We start from the raw sequence: 13,886 nt of genomic DNA on the forward strand, positions 1-13,886 counted from the left end.
AAAAGATTTATTTTAACTATGAGCTCCAGTTTTCTCTCCGATCTTCATAAGGCTAACATCAGTGGTGTTGCTTATAAGAATATACAACTTAAGAAGAAATTATTAGCTTATTTCGCCACACACGAATTAGGAACCATCGCAGAATTGAGCAAAGAATTTAATGTCAGTATCCCGAAGATAAACGATTCCATAAACGAGCTTATCGAAGAAAAATTGGTAAAAGACTATGGTAAGCTAACTTCCAATGTGGGCCGAAAACCAAACAACTATGGTCTGGAGGCCAATTCTGCTTATTTTGTAGGTGTTCAGGTGAGTCATGATTATTTGAGCATAGCGATGATCAACATGAAAAAAGATCTCGTCGCTCACAAAGATGAGATCCCATTCCACCTGGAAAACAATGAAAAGTCTCTCAATAATATCTGTAAGGAGATCAACGACTTCTTCAACAAGCATAATGTACGGAAAGAAAAAGTGCTGGGGATAGGTGTTAATCTGTCCGGACGCATCAACTACCGCACTGGTTATTCCTATAGTTACTTCAATTTTTACGAAGATCCACTTTCCAACTATTTTGAAAAAGAACTCGGGATCCCGACCTTTTTGGAGAACGACACAAAAGCGCTGTCTTACGGTGAATTCTCGAGCGAACTGGTGACTACTGAGAAAGATGTTTTATTTATCAATGTGGACAATGGCATCGGACTTGGCATTATGATTAACAACCAATTGTACTATGGAAAATCTGGATTTTCGGGTGAGTTTGGACATATTCCCATCTTTGATAACGATATTATCTGCAAGTGTGGCAAAAAAGGATGTCTGGAAACAGAAGCTTCAGGGTATGCGCTTCGTAACAAGGTACTGCAAGAAATTCAAAATGGAGCATCAAGCCTCTTGACAAAAAAATTCCAAAACGTAGAAGACATCCGGCTTCACGACATTGTCCACGCGGCAAAAAAAGATGACACCTTGTCTATTGAAGCCATCAACGAAATTGGCGAAAAATTGGGACGGGGTGTAGCCGCACTGATCAACATCTTCAATCCCGAACTCATTATTATCGGGGGTATATTGGCCAGATCGGAAGAATACCTTAGCCTACCTTTAAAAAATGCAATCAATAAATACTCTCTATCCATCGTCCATAGAGATACCAAACTTATTGTATCTACACATGGTGAAAAACATGCGGCAATAGGTGCTTGCTTATTACTAAGGGATCGACTTTTAGCGATTACAGAAGGCGTAATATCCTAGAGATTTAAAATCGCACTAGCTCACCCTTTTCTTTTATGAACTAGATTTTTACAACTCAAAAATAGCATCAGCAATGGCTTCATTCACCCGATGATGACTAAAGACAAATCGGGTAAACCCGTTAGCGTTATCTAATAACTTTACTTCAGAAACCTGGTAGCTAGACTTATCAAAATAAAGGACGAGCTGTTTCATCGCTTTTTTCACGTCCTTTGCTATAGGATCTAACTTAAGAATATACTGCTTATTGGTTTGGAAATAAGAAGATGAAAACTCGTTACCTTGATAGATTCCCCCGTTCATATTGGATTGGATAGCCTGACTAATCTTCTCAAACTGCTTGCTGCGCGACACATCCATCGTTTTTTTACTACCCTTTTCTTCTATCGTGATTTTTTTATCTTTAAAAATTAAGGCAGAAGAGACTGGATTACGGTAGATCCAAGCCAATTTATCTGGATTCTTCACGTAAAACTTGCCTGAGGAAACCAGTTCATTCTTTACATAGCTCACTTTTTTATACTGTGTAAAATCGGCCGCTAATGTTTTCAACTGAACGGACTTACGCATAGCACTTTGGAAATTTGCGATATCTGAAACTGACATTTTTTGCTCCTGGGCGAAACCTATCGACATCCAACAACAAAAAAAAGTAAATACAACTATATTAATGTTCATACGCCTGCAAATTTAACAATTCATCGACCGTTACCGATTCGAAGTTTTCCTGCTGCATGTATTCTAAGAGACGGACTACCACACGAAGCGTCTTATTCGATGTATCGTGAAACAAAACAATATCTCCCGGCACCAAACGTCTTGACACACGATCAAATATTTTATTCTCATCCGTAATTAGGGTATCCAACGAACGATTACTCCAACCGATCACATGATGTTTAGTCTCTTGGACTGCTTTAGCGACAGAAGGATTAGTTACACCAAACGGCGGCCTAAAAAAACGTGGTTTATGCGGCACAATATCATTAATAGATGCATCACAACTGTCAATTTCCTGTTCCACTTGATGTGCATTCAAAAAACCAAATCCTTTAGAATGATTCATCGTATGGTTGCCGATCGTATGCCCTTCTTCTATAATTTTTCTAAAGATATCCGGATGTTTATTAATCTGTTTTCCAATACAGAAAAAAGTGGCTTTAGCTTGATACTGTTTTAGTAACGTCAAAATTTCAAGTGTCATCGGGGTAGGCCCATCATCAAAAGTAAGCGCAATTCTTCGACGGCTTTCACGTTGTTTTTTATAAAATACATCTGTAAAATAGCTTTGTCGGACATCAAAAGAACCCCATGTCGTAATGCCCAACCATACGAACACAACCAAAAACACCCACCACCATGAGCTAACGGCAAATAAAGCGAGTAATGCGCTTATAATTCCGAGCACAAGTAAAATGGGGACTATGTTTTTATGTTTCCACATGGTGCAATAAAGTGAGGCTATGATCTTTTCCCAAGTATTGGTTATATAGTAAAACATAGTTCAACGCAGAATGTTTTACTGCATTCCATTGAATAGCTTCTGGGATGATCTGATTCTTTAAAACAAACGCAGCCGTAGCTAGTCCAAATGCGGCCGCTACATCCGATTGCCCAACAAGATGCTTGTAGAAAATCTGCGGTTTGTCCGCGAATAAAGTGCAAAAGGAGGTATAGTATTTATCGTATACCAAATCGCCATTATTGCCTATGACAACTGCAGATATATCTGCTAAAGAAATTTGATTTCGGGTTAAAAAAGACGTAACAAAGTCTGTGAGCTCCTCTGTTGCTGACTTATTCTGGATAGATACGTCTAAAATTTGGGCATATGTATTGTCTTTTTTTGCGGTACTCAACGCAAAGAAGGTTCCACCCTCTCCGAAATTGACTCCTGGAGATTGCGAATCCCTAAGCTTTTCTTCTGTTCCATTGGCCTTCACCTCTTGGACTAACTGCTTAAGAACAAAAGTCTGCCCAGCAATTTCGTCTATTCCACCTACCAAAACGTGATTTGCTTCTTCAGATTCCATTTGTATAAGGGCATCCAATAAAGCAGATTCAAACGATGTCGCTCCGTTCACATAGGTAAAATTGTACGATTTACATCCCAATCTTAGCGCAATCTGTGCACCTACAGTATTGTGCGTAGATTGAATAAATGAAGTAGGCGTCAAAAACTGTTCATCATTATCCAACACATTCCTCAGAAATTTTTCGGAATCCTCCAAACACCCCAAACCCGTACCCGTGATAATCGCATCTACCTGACCCATCGCTGCGTCATCCAAAGCTTGTTGCGAAGCAAATATCCCCATTTTAATCCCCTTTGACATCCTTCGAATCATTGCCGGGGGTATGAGTTCTTTATAAGAAGGCTGGATTGCCATGGTCAACGGATTGCTGATCTCTGCTATATGGGTAAAAGGATCATCGCTCCAAGTACCTTGTGCATTGACCGCTCCTATTCCATTAATATAACACGGATTCTTCATTAGGCTTTTGAGAATATTAAAGTAGAACAATTTCCTCCAAACCCGAAGGAATTGGACAATACATGATTTACGGATTGGTGAAGTAATCTCATTTGCGGCAACAATTGAAATTCTTCCATCGGTGTTTCGAAGTTGAGATTCGGAAATAGGAGATCATTTTGCAAGGCCAATATACTATAGACCGCTTCTATTCCTGCTGCTGCAGCCAATGTATGCCCCGTATATGCTTTGGTCGAACTAAATGCCGGCACCCGCTCACCAAATACCCGAATCAAGGCACGGCCTTCCGACAAATCATTATTTGGTGTTGCCGTACCATGTGCATTGATGTAATCAATATCCTGCGGACTTAGTCTAGCTATTTTAAATGCTTTTTGCATCGCCAGGTACGCTCCTTCACCATTTTCGGACGAGGCTGTTTGGTGAAAAGCATCGTTGGCATTGCCATATCCCGAAAGATAAGCAAGCACTTTTTTATTTTCCTTTCGGACGATTTCATCCGATTCCAGGATCAAATATGCTGCTGCTTCACCCAAATTCAAACCTTTTCGGTTTTGATCAAAGGGTTTACAGTAGGTATCTGACAGAATCATTAGCGTATTAAATCCATTCAATGTAAACTTGCTCAATGCATCCGTACCTCCTACAATCACGCGGTCCAGTCTACCGGATTTAATCAGTTGAGCACCCAACATGATGGCATTTGCAGCAGATGAACAGGCCGTACTTATCGTCGTAACGAAGCCCTTCAGGCCTAAGTGGTCGGCGATATGTTGAGAAGATACACCGGCATCATGACTGGCAATGTAGCGATGAAGCTCGGGTCGGTTTTCGTATGCGTAAAAATACTTCTCGGTGATATCCATCCCTCCGACACTCGTTGAAGAAACCAGTCCGGTCCGATAATTTTGTGATGTCACGTCAATCTGAGCATTTGCTACAGCCTGTTGGGCGGCCAAAGCCCCTAACATACCCGTACGTGTCATACTATTATCAATCGGGAGATGCAATTTTTCGCTCAACTGCTCGTTGGATAGCTTTATCTCCCCTACGCGCACCCTATCCCGCAAAGAAGTCTCGAAATTATCTACCTGAGTAATCCCTTTCTGTGCATTGCGTAAAGAATTGAGATTATCAGCCACCGATAATCCGATAGCCGATACGATTCCCATACCTGTGATAGCAATACCGTTCTGCATATTTAGAGCCTGTTTAAAATTTTAACAATAATATTTTAGTACATGACAAAAAATCTGTCACCGTCATTGCTTCGTCGTACCTTCTCGCAATGACGCGTTTTGCTTCGCAGAGCACTTCGTGGTTTTTATATGATTTTCATTTTTTGTCATGTAGTGAGCAATAAAATTTAAACAGGCTCTTATTTTGTTCGGTTTTTAGCAATATATTCTGCCATGGTATTTACAGATTCGAAGATGGATTTACCTTGTTTAGGATCACTCAATTTAATACCATATTCTTTATCTAAAAGTACAATAAGCTCCAATGCGTCAATAGAATCCAGACCTAACCCATCACCAAATAAAGCGTCAGAATCATCGATATCAGCTACCGCAACATCCTCCAAGTTTAATACTTCAATGATTTTACCCTTTAGTTCCTCTTTTAACTCTTCCATTTTTAATTTTTAACTAATTGATTAATATTATTTATTGTATGTAGCTTAGTTCCCGAACGTTCAACAAGATACAAAACTGCTTTATAATTTTCTTCGAAAAGTTCAACCCAGCCACATAATACTTTTTTTGCCTTCTGGCTTGCTAATAGATACGTCGCATAGTTGAAAATCGTGGTGGCATCGAATGCATCACTCACGAAAAAGACCTGCTCGGATTTCATACCATGGCGGATACTAATTTCACCTCCACATATATTGGCCAACGTATATACAAAAACAGCCGGACTCGGATAAAAATTAGCGGCATCTTGAATACTCTCCTGATGCTTTACATCCGTATCCAAACTTCCCGATTTATTGGCCAAAACCAATGCAATATCTTCTTTATCCTCCTCATCTCTTAACAGCACTTCGGCGGATAAAAAAGCCAGTTTGCTTAGATTATCCATTTTGTAAAATTTGGGATAATCTAGCTGTTGGTACTTAAAAGCCTGCTTGATAAAATCAGAAAATTGAGCTTCGCCTGCATGAAAAATAACATTTCCATCAACAGAAATAAGTCCCTTTTCTATTTTACAATAATGCGATATGTACAATGGACTATCCATTAACTTTTTTTAAAATTGCTGCGGCATTACTACCACCGAAGCCCGAAGCCGTTTTTAACATATAGGTTAACGGAACATCCATCTTTTGGGTGATGATATTGACATCCTTCGACGTGCCCCTACTTACAAATCCTTTGGTGGGGATCAATTTGTTATGCTGCAGGGATAGAATAGAAACAATTAATTCCAACAGCCCAGAAGCGCCTAGCGTATGTCCATAATATCCTTTCAAACTATTGACCGGAATTTCATGCATTCCCAAACGGTCAAAAGCGATTGCTTCCATTTCATCATTATAGGATGTAGCTGTTCCATGCGCTGATATAAAATCAATCGCAGAGGCGTCGATACCTGCTTCGTTCAACGCCGAAGAAATACTTCGATATAATCCTTCTCCCGTTCTCGAGGGGCCCGAAATATGATTGGCATCGTTGATCGCCCCTTCACCTACAATTTCTACTAACGCATGTTCCGGCGATTTGGTCACCAAAATAGCGCCAGCAGCTTCGCCTAGTGTTACACCATCACGTTCTGCATCAAATGGTTTGCAGGGCTTGGCACTCATCGCTTGAAATGCATTAAATCCAGATATTACGAATTCGCTTACCTTATCCCCCGCCAGCACGAAAACTTCATCAAATTGTCCCATCTGTATCAACCTTTTCGCAACCGAAACGGCTAAAAGTCCTGACACACATGCATGTGAGACTACGATAGGCGCTGTAATAAATCCAAAAAGACCCGCTACTTTAACAGCCAGCTTATTCAACTCTGCCTCTTCTGATTTTCCCTCCGATAAAAAATCTATATTCCCTTTCGTTGTTGACAGAATAAATCCTGTTTTTGCATGTAGGATTTTTGATCTTATCAGCGGTTTTAGCGCCAAATAGAGCATGGTTTCCAAATAAGTCAAATCTGGCTGAACGGTTGGAAGATTTTTTATTTTCGCCGTATAGATATTTTCAAAACTCCCCACTGTATGCACATCAATCCCGGTATTCTCTTCCAATAAGGCAGTCCAATTGTGCTGTAAATCCAAACCTAAAGGAGTTACACAATTCATATCCGATATGTATATAGGAGAAAACACGCTATAATAAACCCATTTTTTTCTTCCAATCCATGATAAAAGCCGGTGTATTTAACACTAGATTGTTCGCTGCATCTAAAAAAACCTGAACAGTTTCTCCGGTACATGCCAACTGATTATGCGCATTAAAAATACGATACCGAAAGATCAATTTAGCCGTAGGTGTATCCACAAAGGTGGTCTCAATACGGCATACATCACCGTACCGAAGTGGCAATTTGTGCTCACAGATTGATTTTACAATCGGTGTAGTATAACCTTCACGTTGTACCGTAAGATAATCTATTCCATGTAACACGCCAAAAGCTTCTCTTCCATCTTCGAAATAAGAAATGTAGTGACCATGCCATACGATACCCAACGAATCCACCTCATTAAAGCGAATACTCACTTCTTTCGAAACGCTGAGGTGAAGAATTTCGTTATATAGTTCTTTTCTTTTTATCATATATAATGGCTATGGCTATGGTAAGCCCGAAAAACAAAAATAACAAAATAATCTCAGGCATGATGTCTATCCATGATCCATTCCGAAGCAATACATCATAAAATCCGTTCAACGCCCAATTCATCGGTGAAATCTTAGAAATAACTTGCATTACCTTGGGCATAATAAATACGGGAACCCACACCCCGCCAATTGCCGCCAATATCACAACGAAAGTAGCACCAAAGGGTGCTGACTGCTCTTGTGTAGTCGCAATCGTCCCTACAGCTATACCTGTTCCAATCGCAGCCAACCCAGAAAATATCGCTAACACCGAAAGTTTCAAAAAGTTATTGTCTATTTCAAAAGCCGGAATCCCCATTAGTGGAAATAAGTAGACACCAACGGCTAACATCAGATAAAACTGTATCAGACTAATAAAAAGATAGCTAATCGTTTTACCCAAAATAAATACATAATAGGGAACAGGATTTGTAATTAAGCGAATCATCGTACCCTGCGATTTTTCCTTTACAATATTAATAGATAACGGAACGATGATAAAAAATATCGCAAATAACGTCCATGCTGGTACATTATGCTGGCCGGCATCGGGTTTTATTTCTTCGCCTTCCTTCTCAGGACCGATTTCTTTAAAGGAGATGAATGCTTTCTGTTCAAATGCATCGTCTACCTCATCGCTGAGCTGCTCCTGAAATTTAGCATAGATGCGTCCCGTTTCGATCGTGGCAACTAGTTTATCAATAGAGCTTTTTACTGCGGTTTTGAACGAAGGTTGAGTCGCGGGGTCAAAATATAGTCTAATCTCTTTGCCGGCTACCGGTAGATTTTCAACGGCTACGGTATCTTCCTCTGCATAACTGAATTCGCTCATAATGCGATCCACATTCTGCTGCACCTGCCTGTTCAAATCCGACGTCATATTTGCAGGTAATACAATCGCGAGTTGGAAATCGCCCTTAAATACGGCCTGTTTCGCTTCTTCTTCTATGACCGGTATACCGTTTATTTGATTGACTAAAGTAAAGTTTCCTATTGATCCCAATTCCTTTTGGATAGCATACGAGATAGAGTCCTGATCATTGTCTACCAGTAATACCGGAATTTTGGCACCTGTCAACGAATCAAAAGATCCTTTTTGCACGACGGTAATCGTGATAAGAAGCAACAACGGCATCACAAAGAGGATGATGAGCCCACCGATATCCCGTATTTGCAATAGCAATTCTTTTTTGACCGCCATTCCCAGTTTATATACCATCTCTAAGCCCCCTTCCTGTCATTGCAATGAAAACATCTTCTAAATTTCGTGCATCTACAACCGAGTTAATCAATGCATTTGGTGTACCTTGAGCGATTATTTTACCGCCCTCGATAATAGCGATCCGATCACATAATTCTTGTGCTTCAATTAAGTGATGAGATGTATAAACAATGGTTGCCCCTTGCCCATTAAGTTCTTTTAAAAAATCAATAATTGCATTTTTGGATTGTACATCGACCCCTACCGTAGGTTCATCCAGAAAAAGCACTTTAGGACGGTGCAGCACACCAGCCAGTAAATTTACCCTCCTTTTCATACCACCCGAGAATGTCCCTACCTGTTTGTTCGCGAAACGCGTCAGTCCCATCTTTTCTAGTGAAACATTGACTAGTTCCTTAAGACCTCGTCCTCTCAGCCCATGCATAGCCCCAAAATAACTTAGGTTTTCATGCGCAGTCAGGGTAGGATAAAGCGCGTACTCCTGCGGGACTACACCAATAGATTTACGTATCGCTAAACCATTTTCTTTGTAGGTCTTCTGATCAATGGAAAAATGTCCCGAAGTTGGTTTTATCAGACCGCAGAGCATAGAAATCAATGTAGTTTTACCTGCTCCATTTGGTCCTAAGAGGCCAAAAATTTCGCCTTTTTGAATATCCAAGAACAGATTATCTACAGCCACGAAATCACTGTTCTTATATTGTTTAGAAAGGTTCTCTACATGGATAATAGCCTGTACGTCCATCAAACTACTTTTTTAAGTTTTTTAAAAAATGCTTCTTCTAGATCAGCTAATTTCATTAAATCCGTAGATAAGGCCACATACATATTTTCTTGGTTACTACGTTTTTTATAAACACGGGAGGCCGCTACAGCAAAATCACGCCATAAGTCACCGATTTCAGTCATTTCTACCGAAAGCTGAAGCAAACGAGGGTTATTGATCTTTTTACTCGCTTCCTGCAAGAAAGCCGAATAAATATAGCGAAAACCTCCTCCGCCCGTACCAATTTCCTCTTGCATACGTACCATTTGGGCTAAATAATAATTTGCTTTTGCAACGCCATGTTTCTTTGGCCATTTTAATATTGCACGGGCTACCATCCGCATTCCCCTAACCCCAATGATAGGCACAGGTGCCAACATATCATTACAGGTTTTTTTAATGGATTTGAGGATTGCCCTCTCCCAATCTATCGTTTCTTCCCGTGGGATATACGTTGGATAATAGATATGTCCCTTTGGTGCTAGTACACCCTTCGAGAAGCGAACTTTTTCCAATTCCTTATCTGTCAAGCGATTTACACCCTCCATGGTTGGATCACTGATCAGATATTCATGTTCCTCTTTTCCATATACAACAATATTGTGGGCATTGAAATGGAAACGGTAATCGTCGGGAAAATAAGGCAGATGATATACGCCCACTTGTAATCCCGAAGGAATATTATTTTTTAAGTTATCATCCAGTTGCTGTTGCGCCCGCTCTTTACTCGAAAACTTTTGACGTTTTATTTTAATGCCTAACCGACGCGCCATTCTTCCGAATATCCATCCCGGCATAGGCCTATAGCTTAATCCGGGGGCATTGCTAACCCTTAAAAAGGGAAGATATACATAAAACAATCCTGACCCTAAACCAAAAACCATCGGCTCACTAATATTTAAGCCCTTGTTGCGCAATAAATTTGACGCAACACCATTTTCACAATGAGCCGTTTGGTGATGTGTAAAATCTAATTGCATTAATCTCCTTTATAATTTTTTAATTCCTCCACAGTAATTTCGAACACGTCTGCATATTTCTGCAATTGTTTATCTGATAACTTTCTGAACGCCTCGGGTTTATTATGTCGCTTCACGCGCCATTTCCAATACCCCGTATATTCAGCAAGTAAACCCCAATCCATCCGGTTGAGTAACATAAAGTATTGAATTGGGCTGCTCAACCCCGCTTTAACATCTGCCCTGGCCCTGTTTATTTCTTGCTGCAAAACTTCCATCGTATGGTCTTGCACGATATTTTTGGCTTCCCAACCCGTACTCAATGCCGTTGTATATTCGCCATTTTCATCCAGTGCATAATACAACTCCCGCGATCCTTTTTGAACTACTCTTCCATCATCCTGTGGAACTTCAGATTTCTTCATTTATTCCTCTTTTTTAAAAATAAATTGATCTCCGCCTCTGCACAACGTTTTTCTCCGATCCTGCTGGACACCTGCATGGTACAGATACTGTAGTCATGCCCATCAAACTGCGATGTCAATGTCGCTTCCGTAATCAATAGATCTCCTACCTGCGGAAGTGCTAAAATACGCAAACTTTTTATGCCCGAAATAAATCCAATCGCCCGCTCGTCGACTTCCGCGTTGTAGTCCTTCTCATAATAGGTTTGTCCGACAATAGAAGAACATACCTGAGCCATATTTTCTACTAACCCACTTTCTTGGAAAAGATCATCAGCTAATAACACATTGTCTGCCCGAATCAAAAAATGGCATATTACATGGTCGGGCGATATTTCTGCGATGTGATCTACCATAAGCATGGGCTTTCGATGTGGTAAAAATGCCTGTATCTCGATGATATTATCTGCCGATGACATATTAACTCGAAGCTATAACCGTTTTCATTTGTGCCTTTCCAATCACCTCACCCCTTACTTTGGAGGTGATATTCACTAAGGTAACACCCATAAACTCCTGAATAATCTGTACTTCGGTCTGTACTTCATCACCCACTTTTGGCAAGGCAAGCAATTCTACACCCTGCATAGATCCGATATAGCCTGTAGGAGCTTCTTCATTTCTCCGGAAATAATCAAAGCCTGTGTGTAAAGCTACCGATTGCGCCATATGCTCTAACAATCCACATTCTTGAAGCGTTTCAATATCAACAAACAATGTATCGGCACGAACATGAAGACCAGACAAAAGGTAATCTTCCACATAGGTATATAGCGTATCTACCATAATGATAGGATGCCTCTGCGGGATTAACTTCAAAATTTGATCGTCATGGATGGGCAAGTTCATATTTGGACTAACAAACGGTTAAATAAGCATATGAATACGTAAATCGTGCACTTTCGGGAACACACAGATAGATGTGCTGCCCTTTTTTTAGCTTGCCCGAATTTACGAGTTCTTCTAACATAAGATACACCGACCCTGCCCCTACATTTCCTATGGTCTTCAAATTCAAAAACCATTTCTCCCGCGTAAACTCGAGTCCCGCGTTCACTAATCGTTCGTAAAGTCCATCTACAAAATAGTGCGAGGAGACGTGCGGCAAAATATAATCTATATCATTTGGCGTGATATGATGTTTTGCCAGCGCATGTTTGGTGCTTTCCACCCCTTTATCCAGGATATATTTATCCAATAACTTGGTATCCTGCTTCACCGCAAAAATGGATTGATTCAACCACTCTTCAGCAGGATAATCACTGAATGATTTTAAGGAGCCATCTTCTTGTTTTTCCGAGCCAGCATACATACACACCTCCAGTTCATGCGCATACGAGTACCCTTCTATCCATTCAATTTTTAACGGCAATTCCCCTTTCGGTTTATTTTGCAATAAGAACGCACCAGCACCATCGGAAAGCATCCAACGCAAAAAATCTTTATTGAATGCGATAATAGGTTGCTCCTCCAATTCCTTAAGATTTTCAACCTCCTTATTGAAATGATCGGCTAACATCCACGAAGACATTCGCTCCGACCCCGTACACACCGCATTGGTCGTGTTTCCGGACTTTACAGAAAGATAGCCAAATTTCAATGCGTTCATACCCGCACAGCAATTTCCGGAGGCGGAATTCACTTCTGATTGGCCATTTTTCAATTCGCCATGAACCATTACCGCGTGAGAAGGCATCAAATAATCTGGAGAAGATGTACCACAGGAAATCAATTCGATTTGATCGCCAGAAAATTCATCATCCAATAGATTACGAATTGCATTAGCCGTCAGCTCTACATTTGTGTGAGTTGGCTTCCCCTCTTTAGTAAGTGCGTAATATCGGGTCTCTATACCATTATTTCGCAACACAATCCGTCTTGCTTTCGATTCGCGGTCATTAATCTTTCCTAGATAATCCTCCATTTCGTCATTAGAAATAGGATCATTAGGCAAAAATTTACTGATTCTATTAATATATACTTCGTTCATTTAAACTCCTAGATAATGTGCTCTGTCTTTTTTAATTTTTATAAAATATAGTGCCGGATATAATATTAATTCTATAACAAATACAATCGGTGACAACACATACAATGCCAATATCACATAATATTTAAACATCGTTACCAATGCTTTCCTCTTTTTAGGATTCCTTAAAATCAATTTGGACCAAATATCAAACATACGGTTACCTTTTTGATCCATCGAAACCAAGAAGAAGCTAAATTTTACCGCCCCATTCTCTACCAATTCATTTTGCAGCTTTTCAAAATTACCATTTTTTAAATAGGGAATAATTATTCTACCAAATTTTGCTGAACTTTTAATTTCCTCCTCGGAAACTCCCGGCATCGGAAAAACTCCAAAAGCTTTCTTTTTCACTCCTGAAAATAACCAGTCTACAATGGTAATGACAGAGATTAAATTGGGATGCCGATCCGTTAGCGCAATGTTCCCGACTAACACACCTCCATTGGATACGATCAGCGTTTTTACCTTATCCTGCGCTTTTGCCCACATGTTACGGGTTCCGCTTACCGTAATGATCGACCTTCCCTTAAGCAAAGGCATGGCATATCTACTTTTCAAAAAAGAATTGATGGGAATAGAAGGACTCAGATACCATACCTGATAGTGAAACAATACTAAATCGTATTCTTTTTCCATAACACTTGGAGAAGGCGGGTGAATTTCTTCGGGAATCTGTTGAAATGTCTCGGGGAAAGTATTGAAAAATGCACTTCCTGTCCAGGGGAAAGGAAAGGAATGCACCATTTTTATCTCATAAACATCTACATTGATCTCCGGATCGGCTAGCATTGGACCACAAATAGATTGTGCAATTTCCTGCAGTTGTCCAGACTGACTAAAGTAGATTACTAAAACGTTCTTCAT

17 protein-coding genes are annotated in these 13,886 nt (G+C 40.1%); 1 reads left to right on the forward strand and 16 read right to left on the reverse strand.

Annotated elements, in window-relative coordinates; genetic code table 11:
• Window positions 1-18: 18 nt before the first annotated feature.
• The gene (locus FAZ15_RS05270) at window positions 19-1,260 is read left to right on the forward strand and encodes an ROK family protein (protein WP_136900275.1); all 1,242 of its coding nucleotides are present in this window, start codon (window positions 19-21) and stop codon (window positions 1,258-1,260) included.
• A 48-nt stretch (window positions 1,261-1,308) separates the two neighbouring features.
• Here the strand turns inward: FAZ15_RS05270 and FAZ15_RS05275 are convergent, their stop codons facing one another.
• The 16 genes from FAZ15_RS05275 to FAZ15_RS05350 all read right to left on the reverse strand — a co-directional run bounded on the left by FAZ15_RS05275 (window position 1,309) and on the right by FAZ15_RS05350 (window position 13,886).
• Window positions 1,309-1,938: an outer membrane lipoprotein carrier protein LolA gene (locus tag FAZ15_RS05275; protein ID WP_136900276.1), complete on the reverse strand. Its 630-nt coding sequence runs from the start codon at window positions 1,936-1,938 to the stop codon at window positions 1,309-1,311.
• Window positions 1,928-2,704, reverse strand: a complete 777-nt coding sequence (locus FAZ15_RS05280; RefSeq protein WP_202912323.1) for a polysaccharide deacetylase family protein — start codon at window positions 2,702-2,704, stop codon at window positions 1,928-1,930. The genes FAZ15_RS05275 and FAZ15_RS05280 overlap by 11 nt, the downstream gene beginning before the upstream one ends.
• A complete protein-coding gene (locus FAZ15_RS05285; protein ID WP_136900278.1) occupies window positions 2,691-3,755 on the reverse strand; it encodes a beta-ketoacyl synthase chain length factor in 1,065 nt (354 codons plus the stop codon). Before FAZ15_RS05285 ends, FAZ15_RS05280 begins: the two co-directional genes overlap by 14 nt.
• The gene (locus FAZ15_RS05290) at window positions 3,755-4,954 is read right to left on the reverse strand and encodes a beta-ketoacyl-[acyl-carrier-protein] synthase family protein (protein ID WP_136900279.1); all 1,200 of its coding nucleotides are present in this window, start codon (window positions 4,952-4,954) and stop codon (window positions 3,755-3,757) included. Before FAZ15_RS05290 ends, FAZ15_RS05285 begins: the two co-directional genes overlap by 1 nt.
• A gap of 179 nt (window positions 4,955-5,133) precedes the next feature.
• Window positions 5,134-5,391, reverse strand: coding sequence for a phosphopantetheine-binding protein (locus FAZ15_RS05295; RefSeq protein ID WP_136900280.1), 258 nt, complete (start codon window positions 5,389-5,391; stop codon window positions 5,134-5,136).
• Window positions 5,392-5,393: 2 nt separating this feature from the next.
• A complete protein-coding gene (locus tag FAZ15_RS05300) occupies window positions 5,394-5,999 on the reverse strand; it encodes a 3-oxoacyl-ACP synthase (protein ID WP_136900281.1) in 606 nt (201 codons plus the stop codon).
• Window positions 5,992-7,062 (reverse strand): beta-ketoacyl-[acyl-carrier-protein] synthase family protein, encoded by a 1,071-nt coding sequence (locus FAZ15_RS05305; protein WP_136900282.1) that lies wholly within the window; start codon window positions 7,060-7,062, stop codon window positions 5,992-5,994. The genes FAZ15_RS05300 and FAZ15_RS05305 overlap by 8 nt, the downstream gene beginning before the upstream one ends.
• A gap of 28 nt (window positions 7,063-7,090) precedes the next feature.
• A complete protein-coding gene (locus FAZ15_RS05310) occupies window positions 7,091-7,537 on the reverse strand; it encodes an acyl-CoA thioesterase (protein WP_136900283.1) in 447 nt (148 codons plus the stop codon).
• A complete protein-coding gene (locus tag FAZ15_RS05315) occupies window positions 7,512-8,798 on the reverse strand; it encodes an ABC transporter permease (RefSeq protein WP_162304882.1) in 1,287 nt (428 codons plus the stop codon). The genes FAZ15_RS05310 and FAZ15_RS05315 overlap by 26 nt, the downstream gene beginning before the upstream one ends.
• Window positions 8,788-9,546: an ABC transporter ATP-binding protein gene (locus FAZ15_RS05320; protein WP_136900284.1), complete on the reverse strand. Its 759-nt coding sequence runs from the start codon at window positions 9,544-9,546 to the stop codon at window positions 8,788-8,790. Before FAZ15_RS05320 ends, FAZ15_RS05315 begins: the two co-directional genes overlap by 11 nt.
• Entirely contained in the window at window positions 9,546-10,547 is a 1,002-nt protein-coding gene (locus FAZ15_RS05325) for a BtrH N-terminal domain-containing protein (RefSeq protein WP_136900285.1), read from the reverse strand. Before FAZ15_RS05325 ends, FAZ15_RS05320 begins: the two co-directional genes overlap by 1 nt.
• Window positions 10,547-10,951 carry a hypothetical protein gene (locus FAZ15_RS05330; RefSeq protein WP_136900286.1) on the reverse strand — a complete coding sequence of 135 codons (405 nt, stop codon included), beginning with the start codon at window positions 10,949-10,951 and terminating at the stop codon, window positions 10,547-10,549. Before FAZ15_RS05330 ends, FAZ15_RS05325 begins: the two co-directional genes overlap by 1 nt.
• A complete protein-coding gene (locus FAZ15_RS05335; protein WP_136900287.1) occupies window positions 10,948-11,409 on the reverse strand; it encodes an ABC transporter permease in 462 nt (153 codons plus the stop codon). The genes FAZ15_RS05330 and FAZ15_RS05335 overlap by 4 nt, the downstream gene beginning before the upstream one ends.
• A 1-nt stretch (window position 11,410) precedes the next feature.
• A complete protein-coding gene (locus tag FAZ15_RS05340) occupies window positions 11,411-11,839 on the reverse strand; it encodes a hypothetical protein (RefSeq protein ID WP_136900288.1) in 429 nt (142 codons plus the stop codon).
• A gap of 7 nt (window positions 11,840-11,846) precedes the next feature.
• Window positions 11,847-12,980: a beta-ketoacyl-ACP synthase III gene (locus FAZ15_RS05345; protein WP_136900289.1), complete on the reverse strand. Its 1,134-nt coding sequence runs from the start codon at window positions 12,978-12,980 to the stop codon at window positions 11,847-11,849.
• A complete protein-coding gene (locus tag FAZ15_RS05350) occupies window positions 12,981-13,886 on the reverse strand; it encodes a dialkylrecorsinol condensing enzyme DarA (protein ID WP_136900290.1) in 906 nt (301 codons plus the stop codon).

Source organism: Sphingobacterium olei (genome assembly GCF_005048855.1).
In the GTDB taxonomy this organism is placed as follows: domain Bacteria; phylum Bacteroidota; class Bacteroidia; order Sphingobacteriales; family Sphingobacteriaceae; genus Sphingobacterium; species Sphingobacterium olei.